Annotated in this window: 19 protein-coding genes and 2 pseudogenes; 16 read left to right on the forward strand and 5 right to left on the reverse strand. The window is 64.9% G+C overall.

The features are described from left to right. Positions 1 to 187 precede the first annotated feature (187 nt). The 9 genes from ACVMDN_RS06520 (at position 188) to hemC (ending at position 8,361) form a co-directional block, all read left to right on the forward strand. Positions 188 to 613: a GFA family protein gene (locus ACVMDN_RS06520; protein WP_076829027.1), complete on the forward strand. Its 426-nt coding sequence runs from the start codon at positions 188 to 190 to the stop codon at positions 611 to 613. Positions 614 to 910: 297 nt separating this feature from the next. Further along, a complete protein-coding gene (gene cnbZ / locus ACVMDN_RS06525) occupies positions 911 to 1,663 on the forward strand; it encodes a 2-amino-5-chloromuconate deaminase CnbZ (protein WP_057018823.1) in 753 nt (250 codons plus the stop codon). A gap of 124 nt (positions 1,664 to 1,787) precedes the next feature. Then, positions 1,788 to 3,380, forward strand: coding sequence for an NAD(P)/FAD-dependent oxidoreductase (locus tag ACVMDN_RS06530; protein WP_082653918.1), 1,593 nt, complete (start codon positions 1,788 to 1,790; stop codon positions 3,378 to 3,380). Next, positions 3,377 to 3,787, forward strand: coding sequence for a c-type cytochrome (locus tag ACVMDN_RS06535; RefSeq protein ID WP_244558863.1), 411 nt, complete (start codon positions 3,377 to 3,379; stop codon positions 3,785 to 3,787). The genes ACVMDN_RS06530 and ACVMDN_RS06535 overlap by 4 nt, the downstream gene beginning before the upstream one ends. Positions 3,788 to 3,810: 23 nt before the next feature. Next, the gene (locus ACVMDN_RS06540) at positions 3,811 to 4,299 is read left to right on the forward strand and encodes a Rid family hydrolase (protein WP_083715065.1); all 489 of its coding nucleotides are present in this window, start codon (positions 3,811 to 3,813) and stop codon (positions 4,297 to 4,299) included. Between the two features lie 126 nt (positions 4,300 to 4,425). After that, positions 4,426 to 5,847: a M20/M25/M40 family metallo-hydrolase gene (locus ACVMDN_RS06545; protein ID WP_076829119.1), complete on the forward strand. Its 1,422-nt coding sequence runs from the start codon at positions 4,426 to 4,428 to the stop codon at positions 5,845 to 5,847. Further along, positions 5,847 to 6,665 carry an aspartate dehydrogenase gene (locus tag ACVMDN_RS06550; RefSeq protein ID WP_076829023.1) on the forward strand — a complete coding sequence of 273 codons (819 nt, stop codon included), beginning with the start codon at positions 5,847 to 5,849 and terminating at the stop codon, positions 6,663 to 6,665. The genes ACVMDN_RS06545 and ACVMDN_RS06550 overlap by 1 nt, the downstream gene beginning before the upstream one ends. After that, a complete protein-coding gene (gene pncA, locus ACVMDN_RS06555; protein ID WP_076829022.1) occupies positions 6,665 to 7,285 on the forward strand; it encodes a bifunctional nicotinamidase/pyrazinamidase in 621 nt (206 codons plus the stop codon). Before ACVMDN_RS06550 ends, pncA begins: the two co-directional genes overlap by 1 nt. Positions 7,286 to 7,350: 65 nt before the next feature. Continuing rightward, entirely contained in the window at positions 7,351 to 8,361 is a 1,011-nt protein-coding gene (gene hemC, locus ACVMDN_RS06560) for a hydroxymethylbilane synthase (protein WP_076829020.1), read from the forward strand. Between the two features lie 6 nt (positions 8,362 to 8,367). Here the strand turns inward: hemC and ACVMDN_RS06565 are convergent, their stop codons facing one another. The 3 genes and pseudogenes from ACVMDN_RS06565 to ACVMDN_RS06575 all read right to left on the reverse strand — a co-directional run bounded on the left by ACVMDN_RS06565 (position 8,368) and on the right by ACVMDN_RS06575 (position 10,902). Beyond that, entirely contained in the window at positions 8,368 to 9,057 is a 690-nt protein-coding gene (locus ACVMDN_RS06565) for a DUF1045 domain-containing protein (protein WP_076829018.1), read from the reverse strand. 9 nt (positions 9,058 to 9,066) lie between these two features. Then, positions 9,067 to 10,240 (reverse strand): annotated as a pseudogene (locus ACVMDN_RS06570) (alpha-D-ribose 1-methylphosphonate 5-triphosphate diphosphatase). After that, a complete protein-coding gene (locus ACVMDN_RS06575) occupies positions 10,237 to 10,902 on the reverse strand; it encodes a transferase hexapeptide repeat family protein (protein ID WP_076829014.1) in 666 nt (221 codons plus the stop codon). The pseudogene ACVMDN_RS06570 and the gene ACVMDN_RS06575 overlap by 4 nt, the downstream one beginning before the upstream one ends. Before the next feature lie 211 nt (positions 10,903 to 11,113). Here ACVMDN_RS06575 and phnC point away from each other — a divergent pair, with 211 nt between their 5' ends. The 4 genes from phnC to phnE (ACVMDN_RS06595) all read left to right on the forward strand — a co-directional run bounded on the left by phnC (position 11,114) and on the right by phnE (ACVMDN_RS06595) (position 14,754). Continuing rightward, entirely contained in the window at positions 11,114 to 11,929 is an 816-nt protein-coding gene (gene phnC, locus ACVMDN_RS06580) for a phosphonate ABC transporter ATP-binding protein (RefSeq protein WP_456835460.1), read from the forward strand. 79 nt (positions 11,930 to 12,008) lie between these two features. Further along, complete coding sequence (gene phnD, locus ACVMDN_RS06585) at positions 12,009 to 12,941, forward strand: phosphonate ABC transporter substrate-binding protein (protein WP_076829010.1); 933 nt, start codon at positions 12,009 to 12,011, stop codon at positions 12,939 to 12,941. An 83-nt stretch (positions 12,942 to 13,024) separates the two neighbouring features. After that, positions 13,025 to 13,909, forward strand: a complete 885-nt coding sequence (gene phnE, locus ACVMDN_RS06590) for a phosphonate ABC transporter, permease protein PhnE (protein WP_057018813.1) — start codon at positions 13,025 to 13,027, stop codon at positions 13,907 to 13,909. Beyond that, positions 13,906 to 14,754, forward strand: coding sequence for a phosphonate ABC transporter, permease protein PhnE (gene phnE, locus ACVMDN_RS06595; protein ID WP_057018812.1), 849 nt, complete (start codon positions 13,906 to 13,908; stop codon positions 14,752 to 14,754). Before phnE (ACVMDN_RS06590) ends, phnE (ACVMDN_RS06595) begins: the two co-directional genes overlap by 4 nt. A 48-nt stretch (positions 14,755 to 14,802) precedes the next feature. Here phnE (ACVMDN_RS06595) and ACVMDN_RS06600 read toward each other — a convergent pair whose 3' ends face one another. Then, positions 14,803 to 16,509, reverse strand: coding sequence for a Na/Pi cotransporter family protein (locus ACVMDN_RS06600; protein ID WP_076829009.1), 1,707 nt, complete (start codon positions 16,507 to 16,509; stop codon positions 14,803 to 14,805). A 342-nt stretch (positions 16,510 to 16,851) separates the two neighbouring features. Here ACVMDN_RS06600 and ACVMDN_RS06605 point away from each other — a divergent pair, with 342 nt between their 5' ends. Beyond that, entirely contained in the window at positions 16,852 to 17,352 is a 501-nt protein-coding gene (locus ACVMDN_RS06605) for a DUF1269 domain-containing protein (RefSeq protein WP_456835459.1), read from the forward strand. Between the two features lie 192 nt (positions 17,353 to 17,544). Here ACVMDN_RS06605 and ACVMDN_RS06610 read toward each other — a convergent pair whose 3' ends face one another. Beyond that, a complete protein-coding gene (locus ACVMDN_RS06610; RefSeq protein WP_076829362.1) occupies positions 17,545 to 18,675 on the reverse strand; it encodes an IS630 family transposase in 1,131 nt (376 codons plus the stop codon). Between the two features lie 39 nt (positions 18,676 to 18,714). Here ACVMDN_RS06610 and ACVMDN_RS06615 point away from each other — a divergent pair, with 39 nt between their 5' ends. Both ACVMDN_RS06615 and ACVMDN_RS06620 read left to right on the forward strand, forming a co-directional pair. Continuing rightward, on the forward strand, positions 18,715 to 18,996 hold the full coding sequence (locus tag ACVMDN_RS06615) for a LexA family protein (protein ID WP_076829365.1): 282 nt from the start codon (positions 18,715 to 18,717) through the stop codon (positions 18,994 to 18,996). A gap of 418 nt (positions 18,997 to 19,414) precedes the next feature. After that, positions 19,415 to 19,575: pseudogene (locus ACVMDN_RS06620) on the forward strand (patatin-like phospholipase family protein); the annotation flags it as partial. Positions 19,576 to 19,630 lie beyond the last annotated feature (55 nt).

The following is a 19,630-nucleotide window of genomic DNA, read 5'->3' on the forward strand; positions in this document are numbered from 1 at the left end:
GAGTTTTGATCGGTTGTCCGGCGCCGATCCTGACGATACGTTCGGATTGAGATCAGTCTTAGTTGGCGGATCATGCTCCTGCGCGGTTCCGCGCGAACTGCGGGCTTGCGCGTTGACGTCGCTGAGACCTTCTCGTCCGCCCGGCTAGACCGGGCGCAGAGGCGATCTGGACAGGAGACGCAGCAACATGACGGGCGACATGGGTGTTCGGGCTGGCCAGTGCCATTGCGGCGCGGTGCGTTTCGAGGTGACGCTCAGCGACGGCTTCAATTCGATCCGCCGCTGCACCTGCTCTTACTGCCGGATGCGGGGCGCCGTCGTTGCCATGGCCGAAATGGGCGGGATCAAGATCCTGCACGGCGAGGATGCGCTAACAAGCTACCGCTTCCATACCGGATCGGTGCAGCACTTCTTCTGTTCGCGCTGCGGGATCTACACCCATCATCAACGGCGATCGAACCAGAACCTGTATGCCGTCAACGTGGCCTGCCTGGATGGTGTAAGCCCGTTCGACTTCCCCGAGGTGCCTGTGATGGACGGCGTCAATCATACGAACGACACCGGCAAGCCGACGCGCCGGGCAGGCACACTCCACTTCATCCCTGCCGACTGACGATCGCTGTCGGCCGACGACCGCCCGGCTCGTCGCGGGACGACGGTGAGAGGGAAGGGAGCCCTTCCACCGGTGGTCGTGCAACAAGTTCAGTGTCGTCCCTGCCTAGTGCGCAATTGCGCACGGAGCACGGACCCATAACCACCGATCGTCATTGTTTCACGACGCCGAAATGACGAGTCCCTTTAACAACCTCGGCCGCGGAGTATGGGTCTCTGCTTTCGCAGGGACGACAGCTGTGGTGAAATCAAGCGAGGCGTCATCGCGACGGCCCCATCACCGTGTTCACGAGGCACCATGACCAACACCATCGAGGCTTCCGACGGCGGCTACCGCTTCATGCCCGGCGTCAGCCAGTATTCCTGCGGCATCGCTGCGCTGCCCGGCTTTGCCATCGAGCGCGTCAGGTTCTCTGAACCGGTGCCGTTGGGCGCGGGTTTTGCAAGGATTGCCGACATCATCAAAGCGGCGGGTCGTCCGCTGACGTCATTTGGCGCCTGCGAACTGCGTTCCCCGGCGCCGTTCACCGAGGACGGGTTCAGGGCCTTCAACGAGATCTACATCAAGACGCTCGTGGCCTGGGGTGCGATGCGGGACGGCGTCAATCCGGTGGCGCGCAGCAATGTCTGTCCGAAGCTCGATCCGCCCGGTGAGCCGAGCTTCCACGCCTTCTGCTACACGGTGCCGGCCGCCATGGACGAACCAGCCAGCTTTGTCGTCGCCGGCAGCGGCGAGTCGGTCGAGGGCAAGGCCAATTATCGCGATCATACCGTAGCCCTCGGCGACACCAGCCCGGCCGGCCTGCTGGCGAAGGCGAAATTCGTGGCCGACGAGATGGAACGCCGGATGAGCGCGTTCGGCGGCCGTTGGCAGGACACCACCGCGGTGCAGCTCTACACTGTGCACGACGCCTATCCGGTGCTCGAAAGCGAGCTCGGCCGCCGCGGCGTGCTGCGCAACGGCTTGACCTGGCATTTCGACCGGCCGCCGGTGGTTGGCCTCGACTTCGAAATGGATTGCCGGCGCGTGCATCGCGAGCGCGTGGTGTGACGTGGCGGTCGCGTGATGCATCAAAAGCGCGTGTGGGTGCATGTGGAAGCGTGCGCCCTTTCTTGACACGGATCGCGTCAACCGTTTCCCTTCGCCATCGACGTCAGCGGCTGGGTGAGCGCGGGTGCAGAACGAATCTGTGATCAGGCGGCGTGATCTGCTGGCGCTGATTGGCACCATTGCCGGCAGTTCGGCGATGTATCACGCGATGACGAGCCTCGGCTTCGCGTCCGAATCCGCCTACAAGGGGCCGCTGAAGCTCGCAGGCGATGTGAAGGGCGCCTCGGTGCTGATTCTCGGCGCGGGGCTTGCCGGGATGACGGCGGCGCTGGAGCTGCGCAAGGCCGGCTACAAGGTCCAGATCCTCGAATTCAACAGCCGCGCCGGCGGCCGCAACTGGTCGATCCGCGGCGGCGACAGTTTTGTCGAGCTCGGCGGCTTCAGGCAGACCAGCCAGTTCGAGCAGGGGCTCTATCTCAATCCCGGCCCGTGGCGGATTCCCTATCATCACCGTGCGCTGCTCGACTACTGCCGCCGGCTCAATGTGACGCTGGAACCCTTCATCCAGCTCAATCACAACGCCTATCTGCACGCGACGCGTGCATTCAGCGGCAAGCCGCAGCGCTTTCGCAGCATCAAGGCGGATTTCCAGGGCGGGGTTTCGGAGCTGCTCGCAAAGATCACCCAGCAGGGCCGGCTCGACGAGACCGTCGGCAAGGAAGATCAGGAGATCCTGCTGCAGTCGCTGCGCGACTGGGGCGCGCTGGATCGCGACTACAAGTACAATGCCAACCTGGTGTCGGCCGAGTTCCGCGGTTATGCGCGCGATCCCGGCGGCGGCCTGATGGGCGATCCGCTGCCCAGCGAGCCGATCCCGCTGCAGGAGCTGCTGCGGTCGCGGATGTGGCGCTATCTGCAGACCTTTGCGCGCTACGATTTCCAGACCACCATGTTCCAGCCGGTCGGCGGCATGGACATGATCGGCAAGGCGTTCGCGCGCGAGGTCGGCGATCTCATCCGCTATGGCGCCAAGGTGACGCAGATCCAGCAGAACGGCTCCGGCGTCACCGTGAGCTATGTCGACACCGCCAGTCCATCGACGGTGCAGCAGGCCACCGCCGACTGGTGCATCTGCACCATCCCGTTGCCGATCCTGAGCCAGTTGCCGGTCGATGTCAGCGCGCCGATGAAGAGTGCGATCGACTCCGTGCCCTATGCAGCCTCGGTGAAGATCGGCCTGCAGTTCAAGCGGCGGTTCTGGGAGGAGGATGACGCGATCTATGGCGGCATCAGCTACACCGACCTGCCGATCCGGCAGATCGCCTACCCGAACTATGGCTTCAACCGCGGCGGCCGCGGCATCCTGCTCGGCGCCTATATGTATGGCGGTGCCAATTCGTTCGAGTTCACCGCGATGACGCCGGCCGAGCGGGTCGCCAGCGCGGTCGAGTTCGGCGCCGCGATCCATCCGCAGTACAGGAACGAATTCGAGAACGGCGTCGCGGTGGCCTGGCATCGCGTGCCGTTCACGCTCGGCTGCGCCGGCGAATGGACCGAAGCCACCCGCGCGCAGCATTACCGCAATCTCTGCCAGATCGACGGCCGTATCGTGCTGGCGGGCGAGCACGCCTCGCAGCTGCCGGCCTGGCAGGAGGGCGCCATCCTGTCCGCGCTCGACGTCATCTCCCGGCTGCACGAACGCGTGGTGAAGACATGATGATGCGGACCGCAACATCCGTCGTCGCTGGACTGGCGCTGCTGTGGGCGACGGCAGCCCTTGGGCAGGACAGCGGCGCGGGCAAGCGCACCTTCTCTTCGGGCTACCGCTTCGTCGAGATGACCGGCGAGGAGCTGTTCGCCAATGTGTGCCAGGGCTGCCACATGCCGGATGCGACGGGCGCCAGCGGGGCGGGCAGCTACCCGTCGCTGGCCGGCAACAAGAATCTCGAGGCCGGCAGCTATCCGGTTTTCCTGGTCATCAACGGCCGCCGCGGCATGCCGGCGTTCGGCGACATGATGACCGATGGTCAGATCGCCGCCGTTGTGAATTATCTGCGGACGCACTTCAGCAACAACTATGAGGACGCGGTGACGACCAAGGATGTCCAGGACGCCCGCCGCTGACAAAAACACTCGGGGAGAGTTTGATGAAATTCATCGGTATCACACTGGGCGCGGCGCTATCCGCGGTGGCGACGGTCGCCTGCGCGGATGTGGTCAGGCATCCGATTCCCAACTCGACATTCCCGATCGCGCAGGCCGTGACCGTCACCGGCAACACCACGACCGTCTATGTCAGCGGCCAGGTGCCGCCGGCGATCAACAAGGACGCCGATCCGTCAAGCCCGCAGGCCTATGGCGATACCAAGACGCAGACCGTCGGCGTGCTCAACCGCATCAAGACCATTCTGGAAGGCCAGGGCCTTGGCATGGGCGACGTCGTCAAGATGCAGGTATTCCTGGTACACAACGCATCCGCGCCGATGGACTTCAAGGCCTTCATGGAGGGCTACACCCAGTTCTTCGGCGGCAGCCAGCCGAACCTGCCGGCGCGCTCGGTGATCGGCGTCGCCGCGCTCGCCAATCCCGGATTCCTGGTCGAGATCGAGGTGATCGCGGCCAAGGATTCGAAATAAGGACTGCAAATAGCGTGCGCGAAACCGCGGAGCATGCGCGCGGAAATTGAAGGGCTCGCCGTCTTGCCAAAGCGCATGTCGCCTGTCTGAATTCGCTCTAATCAGGTGGCGGAATTCTGGGAGAGCATGATGTTGCACAAGGCTAGAGACACGGTTCGATCGCTGCGGCTCGCGGCAGCGCTCGGGCCGGCGCTGCTGGCAGCCGGCGCTGCGGCGCAGGGGCTGACCGAGCAGCAGCAATTCGCCCGCGGCATCTACCAGGAGCTGGTCGAGATCAACACGACCACCGCGACCGGCGATACCCAGAAGGCAGCGGAGGCGATGGGCGCGCGGCTCCGCGCGGCTGGCTTCCCCGAGGCCGACGTGCACGTGTTCTCGCCGGCGCCGCACAAGGGCAATCTGGTGGCGCGGCTGCGCGGTTCCGGCGCGCGCAAGCCGATCCTCCTGGTCGCCCATATCGACGTCGTCCCCGCCAACCGCGAGGACTGGTCGGTCGATCCGTTCAAGCTCACCGAGCAGGACGGCTATTTCTACGGCCGCGGCTCCAGCGACGACAAATACATGGCGTCCGCCTTCATCACCAATCTGATCCGCTACAAGAAGGAGGGCTACAAGCCCGATCGCGACATCATCGTGGCGCTCGAGACCGACGAGGAGATCCTCGATGCCAACGGCCTCGGCATGCAGTGGCTGATCAAGAACCACCGCGACCTGATCGATGCCGAGTTCGCGCTCAATGAAGGCGGCGGCGTCGGCCTCAAGAACGGCAAGGCGATCCGCAACAGCGTGCAGACCAGCGAGAAGGTCTCGATCGGCTACCAGCTCACGGTGAAGGATCGCGGCGGCCACTCGTCGCTGCCGCGCAAGGACAACGCGATCTATCATCTCGCCGAAGGCCTCGTGCGGCTCTCCAATTACAGCTTCCCGATGAACCTCAACGAGACCACCCGGATCTATTTCACCAAGACCGCCGAGGTCGACACGTCGCATGCCGACGATATCAAGGCCATTTTGGCGCCGCAGCCCGACCCGGCGGCGCTGGCGCGATTGTCGGAGAATCCGGGTTATAATGCGCAGCTCCGCACCACCTGCGTCGCGACCATGCTGGAGGGCGGCCACGCCATCAACGCGCTGCCGCAACTGGCGACCGCCAAGGTGAACTGCCGGATCTTGCCCGGCGAGCCGGTCGAGGGCGTGCAGGCGACGATCGAGCGCGTGCTCGCCGACAAGGAGATCGCGGTGGCTCCGACCGGCAAGGCCGTGCTGAGCCCGCCGTCGCCCCTCAACGAGGAGATCATAGGTTCGATCGAGAAGCTGTCGAAGGAGTTCTGGCCGGATGCGTCGATCGTTCCGGTCATGAGCACCGGCGCGACCGACGGCAGCTATCTGCGTAACGCGGGGATTCCGACCTATGGCCACTCCGGGCTGGCCGCCGATGTCGACGACAACCGTATCCATGGCAAGGACGAGCGCGTGCTCGTCAAGTCGTTCTACGAGGGCGAAGAGTATCTCTATCGCCTGGTCAAGATGCTCGCCGGCGGGAAATGATGGCTGACAGCAAGACAAGGACACGGGTTGCGGTCGCCGGCCTCGGCGCGATCGGCACCGACGTCGTCAAGGCGCTCGATCAGGGCATCGAGGGCCTCGCGCTGGTTGCGGTGTCGGCGAACAGCCCGGACAAGCATCGCGGCTGGGTGGCGGAGCTCAAGTCTGCGCCGAAGCTGGTGCCGATCGAGCAGCTGGCCGAGATTGCCGACATCGTGGTCGAATGCGCGCCGAGCAAACTGGTCCGTTCGATCGTGGCGCCGGTGGTCGAGCGCGGCAAGACCGCGGTCGTGCTCAGCGTCGGCGCGCTGCTGCAGAACGAGGACCTCGTCGATCTCGCGAAGACCCATGGCGGCCAGATCATCGTGCCGACCGGGGCGTTGATCGGGCTCGATGCGGTGACCGCCGCGGCGATCGGGACCATCCATTCGGCGAGGCTGGTGACGCGCAAGCCGGTCGCGGGCCTCGTCGGCGCGCCGCATCTGGTCGAGAACAACATCCGGATCGAAGGCATCACCGAGCCGCTGCGCATCTTCGAGGGCAGTGCGCGCGACGCCGCAAAGGGTTTTCCGGCCAACCTCAACGTCGCGGTGGCGCTGTCGCTGGCCGGCATCGGCCCCGACCGCACGAGGGTCGAGATCTGGGCGGATCCGACCGTGACCCGCAACACCCACCGGATCGAGGTCGATTCAGATTCCGCGCGGTTCTCGATGATGATCGAGAACATTCCCTCGGAGAACCCGAAGACCGGCCGCATCACCGCGCTGTCGGTGATCGCCTGCCTGCGCAAGCTGCGCGCATCGTTGCGGATCGGCACCTGATGAAGATTGCGCCCGACGATCTGTTGCTGGTCATCGACGTGCAGAACGATTTCTGCCCCGGCGGCGCGCTGGCGGTCGCGGACGGCGATGCCGTCGTGCCGGTCGTCAACCGGTTGGCCGGCCGGTTCGACCATGTCGTGCTGACCCAGGACTGGCATCCGGCCGGCCACAGCTCGTTTGCGACCTCGCATCCGGGCGCGGCGCCGTTCTCCGAGATCGCCATGCCGTATGGGCCGCAGACGCTGTGGCCGGATCATTGCATCCAGGGCAGCGCGGGCGCCGCGTTTCATCCTGACCTCGCCACCGAGCGGGCCGAGCTCGTGATCCGCAAGGGGTTCCGGGCCGCGATCGATTCCTATTCGGCGTTCTTCGAGAACGACCGCAAGACGCCGACCGGGCTCGCCGGCTATCTGCGCGAGCGCGGCCTCAAGCGCATTGTGATGGCGGGGCTCGCCACGGACTATTGCGTGCAGTATTCGGCGCTCGATGCGTGCCGGCTCGGTTTCGAGACTATTGTCGTGCTGGCAGGCTGCCGCGCCATCGATCTCGGCGGTTCGCTTGCCGTCGCCACCGCGGCGATGCGCGCGGCCGGGGTGGAGCTTGTCGAGGAGCTCGTCTGAGCGTCGCCAAAGAGGGGCAAAAACCGTTGTTTTGACTGGCTTTTTGTTCTAATCCCCCACCGTTGATGATCACGCGTAGCGGAGCTTTCGTGTCGGGACAGGTTTTGCGGATTGGGACGCGCAAGAGCGCGATGGCGCTCGCGCAGACGGATGAGGTCGCACGCCTGCTGCGCGCTTCGGCGCCGGACCTTGCCGTCGACATCGTCAAGTTCGAGACCCGCGGCGACCAGGACCAGACCAGCAAGCTGTTGCGTCATGGCGGCAAGGGCGGCGCCTTCGTCGCCGAGATCCGCGAAGCCATGCGTGCCGGCACCTTGCAGGCGGCGATGCATTCGCTGAAGGACGTGCCGGGCAACGAGGAGACGCCGGGTCTTGTCATCGCCGCGATGCTGGCGCGCGATGCCGCCAATGACAGCCTCGTGCTGCGTCCCGGCCTGTCGCTGGAAACGCTGCGCGCCGCGCGCGGCAAGGGCTTCATGATCGGCACCAACGCCGTGCGCCGCGCCGCCTATCTGCGCCGGCTGTTTCCGGAAGCGACCGTGATCCATTATCGCGGCGCCGCCGACACGCGCGTGGCCAAGCTCGATCGCGGCGACAAGCAGCGGCTGCCCGGCGGCGGCGACGTGGGGCCGGCGGATGCGCTGGTGATGGCGCGCTCGGGCCTGGAGCGCATCGGCATGACCGCGCGCATCGCGCATGATTTCTCGGTCGGCGAGATGCTGCCGGCGGTCGGCCAGGGCATTGTCGCGGTGGAATGCGTCGAGACCGACTGGGCGACGCGTGCGCGGCTTGCCGGGATCGACAACGTGCCGTCGCGGCTTGCGGCCGAGGCCGAGCGCGAGGTGCTGTGGGTGCTCAACGGTCATTGCAATTCGCCGATCGCGGGCCACGCCACGCTCGCGGGAGCCGAGATGACGCTGCGCGCCTCCGTGCTCGACGAGGCCGGCGCCGGCTTCATCGAGGTGACGCGGCGCGGACCCGCGGACCGGCCGCGCGAACTCGGCCGCGCCGTGGGCATGGAGCTGCTGGAGAAGGGCGCCGCCGAGATCATCGCCCGCACCCGGGCGGAGGAATAGCGCGCGCTACGCCCGCAACGGCCAGCTGCCGATGATGCGGAAGCGCGATGCGCTGTCGGTCTGCTTGAACAGTGCGATGCGGTCGATTGCGAGCCGCGCGAGGTCGATCGCCGCGAACCGTGAGCGCAGCTGCGCCACGATCGGGCCGCGCCGCTCGTCGCTCAGCCGCCCTGTCAGCGTCATGTGGAAGCGGAACTCCTCCATGACGTAGGGATAGCCCCAGCGGTCGAGATAGTCGCACTGCCGCGCGGTGAGTTTCTCTGGCCTGCGGCGCGCGCGATCTTCCGGCGTCAGCGGCGCGCGGAACGCGTCGAATTCGGTGACGCAATCGGCGGCAAGCTGCTGCAGATCATCCGAGCGGCTGGCCGGGATCACCGCGATGAAGCCGCTGATCGCATCGACCACCGGTTCGATCACCGGAATGCGCCGCGCGCGGCCGGCGAAGGCGGCACAGGCATCGAGAAGCTCGGCCTCGCTTCGACCGTCGGCGAGCGCGGTGGGCGCTTTCAGCGTGGCGTGGAATCCATACTTGCGCGGATCTTCGGTGATCTCGCGCCAGTCCGGCGTGACGCCTTCGGGAAACGGCAGGTCGTCGCCCGACACCGCATCGTAACCGAGCAGTGTCGAACCGAAGCGGTGCAGGACGCTGTCGGGTGACGGCGCATAATAGATCGCGTAGCGCGGAGTGCTGGCCATGGGACTGGGCTACGCCGCCGCAACCGTCTTGCGCGGCGCGAGCGAATGAACGAGGCAGCTCGCGTCCGCCAGGTGCACCAGCCGTCCGGCCGCTATCACGGCGACGATGCGCGGCCGCAGCGGCACCTTGTCGTCGATGACGATGATGTCGGCACGGCGGCCCGCGGCGAGCACGCCGCGATCGGCGAGCCCGGCCGCGCGGGCCGCCGCCGACGAGATCAGGTCCCAGGCCCTGGCGAGCGGCAGGATGCCGTCGTCGGCGAGGCGGAACGCCGCGAGCAGCTGCGCCGGATAGTAATAGTCCGACGCCAGCACCGAGCAGAGGCCCTGTGCGATCATGTCGGATGCCTTGGTCCAGCCGGTATGGCTGCCGCCGCGCACCACATTGGGCGCGCCGAACACGATGAAATCGCCCGCCGCGGCGGCGTCGCGCGCGGTCTCCTCGTTGACAGGGAATTCGGCGATCACAGCGCCCAGCGCGCGAAACTCCTGGCGCATCGCCGGGCTGTTGTCGTCGTGCGAGAGCATGCGGATATCGGCCGCGCGCGCGGCAGCGGCCAGTCGCGCTATCGAGGCCGGCACCTCGGGGCGACGCGCCACGATCCGGTCGAGCATGTCGTTGACGGCCTCGACGGAGAGCCCGGTGCGCTCGGCCAGCTGGTTGCGCTTCTTCGGCTTGACGTTGCTGTGGTCGTTGAAGGCGAACAGGTCGATGCGGCCTTCACCGAGCCATTGAATGATCTCGGCCTCGGCCTCGAGATTGTGGGTCTCGTGACGCAGGTGGAGGCGGGTGTCGGCGGCGAGCTGCGGCCGCAGCGCCTCGATCGCATCGAGTAGCTTGCGCGCATTCTCCGCGCTGCGCAGGCCGGGCTCCCACGACCAGGTCGTGCCGTGGAACACGGTGGTGATGCCGTTGGCGATCGCCTGCCGGTCGCTGTCGATCAGCGCCACGTCGGTCGGGAAGTCGACGCCGGGGCGCGGCATCATCTGCCGCTCGAACGCATCGCCATGCAGGTCGATGATGCCGGGCAGCACCAGGAGGCCACTGGCATCGATGTGAAGCACGGCGCGACCCTGCTCGCGCGTCGAGCGCGCCGATGTCGCGGCCTGCGGTCCGCAGCGAGGTCTCGACCAGGGCGCCGTCAACCAGCGTGCGCCCGCCCTCGATGAAAATGTCCGTCACGATGCGGCGCTCCGTTGTTTGGCTTGCGATTGGGATACGGCCTCGGCCTCATGCTTGTCGAGGAATTCCTCGACCGCGAGCTTGCGAAAGTCGGGCAGGACGCGGCGGAGCGTCTCGTGATCCCAGTCCCACCATGCGAGCGCGGCGAGGCGGTCGGCGATCGTCTCGGAGAAGCGCCGCTTCACCGGCCGCGCCGGATTACCGGCAACGATGGTGTAGGCGGGAACGTCCTTGGTCACGATCGCGCCGGCGGCGACGACAGCGCCGGTTCCGATGTTCCGTCCTGGTAACAGGATCGCACCGTGCCCGATCCAGACATCATGGCCGATATGCACGTGATGCGCACGTCGCCAGTTGAAGAAGTCGGTGTCGTCGCTCTCTCCGGGGAAATACGCGCTGGCGCGGTAGGTGAAATGCGCTTGAGTCGCGCGATGCATCGGGTGGTTGCCGGGGTTGATGCGGGTCATCGCCGCGATCGAGCAGAACTTGCCGATCGAGGTGTAGGTGATCTGGCTGTCGTTCACGACGTAGGAATAGTCATCCATGCTGACTTCAAGCAGGATCGTGCGCGCGCCGACCTCGGTATATTTGCCGAGCTTGCTCTCACGGACCGACGCGGTCGGGTCGACGGTCGGCACAACCGAGAGTGTTTTTCCGGCCATCAGGGCCTCCGCAAATCTTCAAGAATCTTGGGCTTCCGGGGGATGCGCGCTCGTCATCGGGATGCTTGATGACAACATCATGACGTTGCGATGACGGCAAGGGAGCGACAAGGGAGGGGTGTGGACGATCGCCGCACCGCAGCGCTGTCGTCACATAACTGTAAAACGCCGGGGATAGCGATGACCCAACGAGGCGCGGTTGGAGCATTACATGCTGGTGGTGGAAGGTTTGACGTGCCGTTTCGGCACGAAAGCCGCAGTCGACAACGCGTCCTTTTCGATCGCGCCGGGCTGCTTTGTCGGCGTGATCGGCCGCTCCGGCGCCGGCAAGTCGACGCTGCTGCGGATGATCAACCGTCTCGCCGATCCGACCTCCGGCCGTATCCTGTTCGAGGGCACCGACGTCACCGCGTTGCGCGGCAAGGAACTGCGGCGGTGGCGCGCGCGCTCGGCGATGATCTTCCAGCAGTTCAATCTGGTCGGCCGCCTTGATGTGCTGACCAACGTGCTGATGGGCCGACTGGCCCAGATTCCGTCATGGCGCTCGCTGGCGCAGGTCTGGCCGGAGCAGGACAGGGCGCTCGCACTGTCGGCGCTCGAGCAATTCGACATCGCCCAGCTGGCGGCACAGCGCGCCGACCAGCTCTCCGGCGGCCAGCAGCAACGCGTCGCGATCGCCCGCGCGCTGGTGCAGGAGCCCGACATCATTCTCGCCGACGAGCCGATCGCCTCGCTCGATCCGCGCAACACCAAGATCGTGATGGACGCGCTGCTGCGCATCAACAAGCATTTCGGCATCACAGTGCTTTGCAATCTGCACTCGCTCGACCTGGCGCGGACCTATTGCGACCGCCTGGTCGGCATGGCCGCAGGTCGCGTGGTGTTCGATGGCGCCCCCGCGGCGCTCACCGACCATATCGCCCGCGAGCTCTATGACCTCGAGGCCAATGACGTCATCGGCGCAGCACCGCTGCCCGCGCCCGACGGTGCAACTGCGTCGGCACTCGGCACCGCAGCCGCGGCCTGAGCGTCGCGCATTTTTCAATCTGGGAGGCCGGGCATTTTGCCCGGCCAACAGGTGCAACTACAACAAAAGAGGGGTAGTCATGTTCACTCGTCGCATCATTCTGGCTGGCGCCGCCGCGCTGGCATTTGCCGGTTCGGCCTCCGCGCAGGACTGGAAGGCAAAGTATCCGGAGCTCACCTTCGCGGTGGTGCCGGCCGAGAACGCCTCCGGCGTCACCGAGCGCTGGACGCCGTTCGTGGCGTATCTGTCGAAGGAGCTCGGCGTGAAGGTCACACTGCGCATCGCCAACGACTACGCGGCCGTCATCGAAGGCCAGCGAGCCGGCAACATCCAGATCGCCAGCTACGGCTCGGCCTCGTTCTCTCGCGCGCGCCTGACCGGCGTCAAGACCGACGCGTTCGCCAACGATATGAACGCCGACGGTTCGACCGGCTATTACTCGGTGTTCTTCGTCAAGGCGTCGAGCCCGTACAAGACCGTCGAGGACCTGAAAGGCAAGAATCTCGGCCTGGTCGATCCGAACTCGACGTCCGGCAACAACGTGCCGCGCTTCGAACTCAACAAGATGGGCATCGCGAACGCCGAAGGCTTTTTCGGCAAGGTCGTGTTCACCGGCAGCCACGAGAATGCCGTCCTGGCGCTGTCGCAGGGAACCGTTGATGTGGCCGCCAACCAGTGGACCAACGAGGATGATTCCACGCTCGCCCAGATGCTGACCAAGGGCATGCTGAAGAATGCCAACGGCTCGGCGATGAAGAAGGATGATTTCCGCATCATACACAAGTCGGCGCTGATCATCAACGGCCCCTATGCGTACAACACCGATCTTCCGGAGGACCTGAAGGCCGCGATCGCAAAGGCCTTCTTCGACGCCCCGACCAAGGACAAGGCCGCCTTCGACCGTCTGTCCGACGGTCAGAAGAAGGGCTTCCATCCCGCCACCACCAAGGATTGGGACGGCACCACCGAGCTGATCAAGTTCGTCGACGGTTTGCGAAAGAAGGCGAGCTGATCGCACGCCTGACGTCACGAGGGCCGGGCGTATAGCCCGGCCCTTTCTCTCCACTCAACTCCGAACCGGACTGGCACGCGTCGATGGCGACCGCCGTATCCATTCTTCCAGCGCAGCAACTGGCGACGCTGGGGGACGCCTACCGCAAGTCCGTCGCACGCAAGCGGTTGAAGGCCGCGCTGGCAACGGCGGCATTCTGTGCGGTGCTGGTGATCGCGGCGTTCGGCGCGGAAGTGAACCTGCGCACGCTGTTCACCTATTTCGGCAATTTCGTCAGCTATTTCGATCGCATCCTGACGCTGGATTCCGGCGCGCGGGTCTGGACCGATCCCGCCGAATGGTTCTGGGGTTGGCATAAGTGGCTGAAGATGCTCGGCGAGACGATCCTGATCAGCTATGTCGGCACGCTGACGGGTGCCGTGCTCGCCTTCGCGCTCAATTTCTTCGCGGCCCAGAATACGTCGCCGGGCCCGTGGGTACGTTTCACGATCCGCCGCCTGCTGGAATTCGCTCGCACCGTCCCCGGCATCGTGTTCGCGCTGATCTTCGTGATCGCGTTCGGCCTCGGGCCGATGGCCGGCGTGCTGGCGATCGCGATCCACACCACCGGGGCGCTCGGAAAGCTGTTCGCCGAGATCGTCGAGAATGCCGACATGAAGCCGGTCGAGGGCATCCGCTCCACCGGCGCGAGCTGGCTGTCCTGCATGCGCTTTGCCGTGCTGCCGCAGGTCTCGGCCGGCTATGCCAGCTATGCGCTGCTGCGCTTCGAGATCAACGTCCGCGAGGCGTCGGTGATGGGCTTCGTCGGCGCCGGCGGCATCGGCCAGGAGCTGGTGGTCGCGATCCGCAAGTTCTACTATTCCGACGTCAGCGCCATCCTCATCACCATCATCGTCACCGTCTTCATCATCGACATCTCGACCGGCTGGCTGCGCGGCCGGCTGTTCGGCAAGGAGACCCGTCGATGAGCCAGATGCCGAGGCCGGACACCGCGGAACTGCGCGCGAAGTACCCCGACGTCTTCGAACGTCCCACATCGGCACGGCTGGCGATGCCGGCCATGATCGTGGCGGCGCTCGCGATCTTCGTGTTCGGACTGGTCGATCTCGATTTCTCGCCGTCCAGGCTGATCGCGGGCCTCGGCCAGCTCGGCTGGATCACGATGCTGATGCTCCCGCCGAATCCGGGCTCGTCGTTCCCGCTCTACATGCAGGCGCTCGGCGAGACGCTGTCGATCGCGGTGCTCGGCACCACGCTTGCCGCGGTTTTGGCACTCCCGGTCAGCCTGCTGGCGGCGCGCAACATCATCCCCTCGAACCTGATCCGCTTTCCGGTGCGCCGCTTCCTGGACTCGATCCGCGGCGTCGATACGCTGATCTGGGCGCTGGTCTGGATCAACGTCGTCGGCCTCGGCCCGTTCGCGGGCGTGCTCGCAATCATGGTGTCGGACTTCGGTGCGTTCGGAAAGCTGTTCTCGGAGGCGATCGAGGCCGCGGATCGCAAGCAGGTCGAGGGCATCCGCGCGTCCGGCGGCAACGCGCTGCACGAGATCCGCTTCGGCCTGCTGCCGCAGGTGCTGCCCGTGATCGCCGGGCAGGTGCTCTACTTCATCGAGTCGAATACCCGTTCGGCCACCATCATCGGCATCGTCGGCGCCGGCGGCATTGGGTTGCAGCTCGCCGAGCAGATCCGTGTGCTGGAATGGCAGAAGGTATCGTTCCTGATCCTGATGATCCTGATCGCGGTTGCCGCGATCGACTTCATCTCGAGCAAGCTGCGCTTTGCGATCATCGGCCAGCGCGCCGTGGTGTAGGACCCTGCCTCGCCCTGCTCTTGCGGGGGCCTCGAGTTTTGTACCGCACTATGCGCTGCGATCGTGAAGATGCGCGACGGAGCGCCAGGCGTGATGCGTGAGCGTTTCAAGGCGCCGTACGGTATCGACGCGAGCGATTGCGTCGTCCGCGATCGTCGTTCCATTCGCCACTGAGTCGAGCGTGGCCTTGCGGTGGTCTCTCCGCACTTCGCCGAGTGCTTTCGCGCAGTGTTCCAGATGCGCAAGGGCCTGCTCGGTCGATGTCCTGGCTGTGGCGAGTGCCTTTTCTGGGTGGAGCGACCGCGTCGGCGCAGTTCTCGGCTTGATCTTTCTGGCGGAATCGGAAGCGTCGGGCACGACGGCGACTTCAGCGGCGAGCGATGCCGCGCTACGCATGGCCTCCACGCAGAGTTCCACCGCGCGCATGTCCTGGGAGCCGCTGGGGAGCCGACCGAGTTCGATTTCCTCGCCGAAGGTTTCGGCCAGGCGAGACGCGTGGTCAAGTGCATGTACCGTGCTGGTGAGCCGCCGCTGCTCATTCTGCGATTCAGGAGGTCCACTTACTTCTGATATGAACTCCTGCGCCTGGCGCAGGGCAGAGGCAGCTTCCCCCGCTGGCACTGTGTTCTGTCTCGCCGGGACGGGGGCGTCCTGACTCGCTGTTGACAGTGCTGTCGCCAATGATCCGCACATCGCTTCAAGCGCGCGCGCGACCGTGCGTCGCACTGCCTCGACGGTTGCGATCGGGGTCGCGAGCGCTGCCGGATCCAGGCACCTGGTCAGCGGTGAGCCTCGTTCGGGCAGGATGCGCTCGACGAACCGGGTAAAGCCATTGATCACAGGCAGCAGCACCAGGACGCCGATGACGTTGTAGGCGGTGTGATAAGCTGCAAGCAGCGTTACACCACCAATGCTGTCTGAGGCGCGGACCAGAAGGGGAATGGTCACGGGGAAGAGCACCAGCGCAATAGCCGCCGCAATCAGCTTGAACAGGATGTACGCCAAGGCCAATCGCTTGGCGGTGCTGCTCGCGCCGATTGCCGCCATGGCGGAACTGGTCGCCGTTCCGATGTTCTGCCCAATGATCAGTGCGCATGCCTGGTCTAGGCCGATGGCTCCAGCATAGTGTGCCGAGAGCGTCACCGCGATAGCCGCGGTCGACGATTGCATCACGGCGGTCATCACCAGTCCGACGACGGCCAGCGCCAGCACCCCGTACAAGCCGGCCCACCAGGTGGCGCCGAGAACGGCCGGCAAGTCCGCCGGGTGCAACCGTTCGGCTAGTCCTCCCATGCCCTGCTGCAGGGTCGTCAGCGCGAACAGCACCAGCGCGAACCCCGCAAGGGCTGCTCCCGCTGCGGATACACGGCCACCGCCCAACAGCTTGATCAATGCGCCGACGAAAATCATCGGGAGCGCCGCGGCCGTGAGGGAGACGCGAACGCCGATCAGCGCAACGAGCCAGCCGGTTCCCGTGGTTCCGACGTTCGCACCGAACACCAGGGCCAGCCCTTGTGGAAAGGTCAGCACGCCCGCGCTTACCAGACCGATGGTGGTCATCGTCGTGGCGCTGGACGATTGCACGATCAAGGTCACGATGGCGCCCCACAGCGCCCCGGATAGCGGGGTCGCTGCTGCCTTGCTCAGGACTGTCCGCAATTTGGATCCGGCGAGTCCCTTGAGGCCGGCGGTCATGACGCTCATGCCAAGCAGGAACAAACCAACTCCACCGAGGACCGAGATCGCCGTCGACATGCGTGCTCTCTTCGCAGTGCACCGACAATTGAACCAATCAACCTAAAGCAGCGGCGCCCTGAAGTCAGCACGGGATGAGGATTTGTCATCCGGCCGATCCCGCGACGGCTTTTTGGTCGCACGGGTCGAACTCAGAAGGGCGCGGCACACAGGCTTGCGGCGAGTCCTTGTTCGAGACACATGCGACAATGTCGCTTACTCAATTGCACTGAGCGCTAAAAACATCTCGGGATTGTGAAGCTGCCTGCATGCGCGGCAAGAGACTTTCGGGTCTATGCTAAGTTTCGGCCGTGCATCACGCGCGGAATAGGGGCAGCACTTCGAGCCATCAGGGAGTGTTCAATGTCAGATCTCGTTGCGATCGTGTACCCATCCGAAGCCAAAGCAGAGGAAGTTCGGCAAAAAATACTCAAGCTTCAGAGCGAGTACCTGATCACGATCAGCGATGCCGTGATCGCAGTCAAAACCGGGGACGCTGTAAAGCTCAATCAGCTCGTGAACACCACCATGACCGGCGCCGCCAGTGGCAGCTTCTGGGAACTGCTCTTGGGGATGGTATTCCTGAATCCCCTTCTCGGCGTGGCGCTCGGAGCCGGCGCAGGCGCTTTGAGCGGTGCGCTGACCGATTTCGGGATCAGAGACCAGTTCATGAAGGATCTCGCGTCGAAGGTGAAATCGGGAGATGCCGTTCTGTTCCTGCTGATCAAGTCCATGACCTCAGACAAGGTTCTCAATGCGATCAAGGATGCGGGAGGGATCGTCCTGACGACCTCGCTCGATGAAAAGAAGGAGCAGCACCTTCGCGACGCGCTCGCAGCCGCAACTCAGGCCAAGGCTGCCTAGTCGCCGATCTTGTGGCGGCCTAATACGCTGCGGACTTGCGTGGGGATCAGTGCGCAACAGCATCGGTCCTTGGGCGGATCGCCAGCGATGAGGTTGGCTGCGGCGTTCGGCTCCGCGGTCGCTTCCCTTCCGCGCAGCCAGGAGCCGGGAGAAAATCATGCGCAAATTGTTTCTATGGGGCCTAGTAGCTCGTCACAGTGATTTTGACTCTTTGGGTATGCCTGGATAGGCGCGCCCCAGTTTGGTGCGAGCTTTGTCCGTTGTGAACATCCAGTTGATACGGGCGCGAGTTTTGTTTCGCTGCCGCTCCCATGCTGCGATCTCGTTTCTAAGGCGTTTTGGATCGTCGATCCGGCGGCCGAGACACTGCCCTTGGAGCACGCCGATCTCGATCTCGACCATATTGAGCCAACTGGCGTGTTTCGGGGTGTAGTGGAACTCGAGGCGGCGCAGGATGCGGCGGGCCTCGGCGGGGGCAAAGGCCTGGTAGAGGGCGCCGGGGGCATGGATCGACAGATTGTCCTGCACGACACGGATGCAGGCGGCCTTGGGGTAATGGACATCGACGAGTTCGCGCATGCAGTGAGCATAATCCACGGCGGTGCGCCGTTCGGTGACTTTGACGTTACGCCAGGCCCGATGCGGATCGAGGGCGACAAAGAGATTGACGGTGCCGTTGCGGCGGTACTCGTAATCGTAACGCTCGCGCTTTCCCGGCTCGGGTGGGATCGGCTGGCGCACTTCGCCGATGAGCTGGACGGGGGTTTCGTCGAAGCAGACCAGCGGCCGCTCGGGATCAGGCGCTTCAGCGTAGAGATCGAGCACATCTTCCATGCGGGCGACGTATTCGCCATCGACATGGGGAATGCACCACATGTCCCTGCGCCACGGCTTGAGGTCATTATCGGCCAGCCGGCGGCGCACGGTCTCGCCCGACAGGCTGTCATGATCGGTGAGCTTGACCATCACGTCGGCCAGCAGCGCCAGCGTCCAGCGCCTCCGGCCAGCGGGCGGCTTGGCGCATGCGGTCGCCACCAGCAGGGCTTCCTCCTTGCCGGTCAGCTTGCGCTCCGCACCGGGACGCGGCTCCTCACTCAAGGCCCGATCGAGATTGCCTTCCACCAAGCGGCGTTTGGTCCGATAGACGGTGGAGGCGCTTACTCTGACGGTCCGGACAATCTCCTCGTCGCGGCTGCCGATGTCGGCCGCCAGCAAAATCTGGGCCCGCTTGAGTTTGCGAGCGGCATGCTTGCCGCCGCTCAGCATCGCCGTCAGTTCCTCTCGCTCGGCTTGGCTCAATTCAACCCGGTACCGTACATTCATCGTTCGCCTCCCTGTCGGAGGCTCCGGACGAATCGATCCATGAGTCAAAAATCAGGCGCACGCTTTACCGAGAAGCAGGGCCATTATCTGGCTTTCATCTATACCTACTCGCACATGTTCGGACGGCCCCCCGCCGAAGCCGACATGCAGCGTCACTTCGGTGTTAGCCCGCCCTCAGTCCATCAGATGATCGTCACGCTCGAACGTAACGGCCTCATTCGCCGTCGAGCCGATATCCCCAGAAGCATCGAAATCCTCGTGCCGCCAGAGAACTTGCCGATCCTAAGCTGGCTCGGTATCAAACCGTCAAAATCACTGTGACGAGCCACTAGCACTTGGGATTGCTTCGGTGGCGATCACGGCGACCAGCGGTCGTTCGCAGGCCGGCCTTATTGCGCCGCTGGGTCTGCGCCAGGCCGCCGACGAGCTTCGTCTCGCGGAAACTGTCCAATTCACCTGGAGGGGCCACCGCTACTGTTGGTACAGCAGGGGATGGCGCGGCGGCGGTTGGTATCGGTGTGGTTTTGGTTCAAGGCGCGGCATGGGTTGGGGTGGTCCGGCGGGATGGCACGGATGGCGCCGGCCAGGCCACCGCCCGGTCACTCGGCCTCCGAGACCTGGGCGGCCAGGAATCCAGCGTCCGCAACCACTCCCGCAACCGCTTCCCGGCAGGAGCTGATGGCTGCTTTGTCTATCGTTCGCCGGCCGCGACGTGGCCGCACGGCAGTCGGAGCCCGCCATGTCCTTGAAGGAGCCGCAAACACGCGCGGGCCAAGTGCGCGATACCGTGCTGGTCGATCTCGCGCTGAGGGCAGTGGATCGTACCGCGCTTTTACCTGGGGGGTGCTCGATCGGCTCATGGATGAGCCGTGGTTGCGCAGCGAGGCAATATCGGGCACCTGACGACGACCAACGTTCATACTGGCCGTGGTGGGCGTGTGTAACAAGACATCGG

It is taken from the genome of Bradyrhizobium sp. USDA 4510, assembly GCF_054059095.1.

Bases quoted from the DNA above. Each gene is read 5' to 3' on its own strand.
- ACVMDN_RS06520 (WP_076829027.1), top strand. From the start codon at position 188: ATGACGGGCGACATGGGTGTTCGGGCTGGCCAGTGCCATTGCGGCGCG.
- cnbZ (WP_057018823.1), top strand. From the start codon at position 911: ATGACCAACACCATCGAGGCTTCCGACGGCGGCTACCGCTTCATGCCC.
- ACVMDN_RS06535 (WP_244558863.1), top strand. From the start codon at position 3,377: ATGATGATGCGGACCGCAACATCCGTCGTCGCTGGACTGGCGCTGCTG.
- ACVMDN_RS06540 (WP_083715065.1), top strand. From the start codon at position 3,811: ATGAAATTCATCGGTATCACACTGGGCGCGGCGCTATCCGCGGTGGCG.
- ACVMDN_RS06545 (WP_076829119.1), top strand. From the start codon at position 4,426: ATGATGTTGCACAAGGCTAGAGACACGGTTCGATCGCTGCGGCTCGCG.
- ACVMDN_RS06550 (WP_076829023.1), top strand. From the start codon at position 5,847: ATGGCTGACAGCAAGACAAGGACACGGGTTGCGGTCGCCGGCCTCGGC.
- pncA (WP_076829022.1), top strand. From the start codon at position 6,665: ATGAAGATTGCGCCCGACGATCTGTTGCTGGTCATCGACGTGCAGAAC.
- hemC (WP_076829020.1), top strand. From the start codon at position 7,351: ATGATCACGCGTAGCGGAGCTTTCGTGTCGGGACAGGTTTTGCGGATT.
- ACVMDN_RS06565 (WP_076829018.1), bottom strand. From the start codon at position 9,057: ATGGCCAGCACTCCGCGCTACGCGATCTATTATGCGCCGTCACCCGAC.
- ACVMDN_RS06575 (WP_076829014.1), bottom strand. From the start codon at position 10,902: ATGGCCGGAAAAACACTCTCGGTTGTGCCGACCGTCGACCCGACCGCG.
- phnC (WP_456835460.1), top strand. From the start codon at position 11,114: ATGCTGGTGGTGGAAGGTTTGACGTGCCGTTTCGGCACGAAAGCCGCA.
- phnD (WP_076829010.1), top strand. From the start codon at position 12,009: ATGTTCACTCGTCGCATCATTCTGGCTGGCGCCGCCGCGCTGGCATTT.
- phnE (WP_057018813.1), top strand. From the start codon at position 13,025: ATGGCGACCGCCGTATCCATTCTTCCAGCGCAGCAACTGGCGACGCTG.
- phnE (WP_057018812.1), top strand. From the start codon at position 13,906: ATGAGCCAGATGCCGAGGCCGGACACCGCGGAACTGCGCGCGAAGTAC.
- ACVMDN_RS06600 (WP_076829009.1), bottom strand. From the start codon at position 16,509: ATGTCGACGGCGATCTCGGTCCTCGGTGGAGTTGGTTTGTTCCTGCTT.
- ACVMDN_RS06605 (WP_456835459.1), top strand. From the start codon at position 16,852: ATGTCAGATCTCGTTGCGATCGTGTACCCATCCGAAGCCAAAGCAGAG.
- ACVMDN_RS06610 (WP_076829362.1), bottom strand. From the start codon at position 18,675: ATGAATGTACGGTACCGGGTTGAATTGAGCCAAGCCGAGCGAGAGGAA.
- ACVMDN_RS06615 (WP_076829365.1), top strand. From the start codon at position 18,715: ATGAGTCAAAAATCAGGCGCACGCTTTACCGAGAAGCAGGGCCATTAT.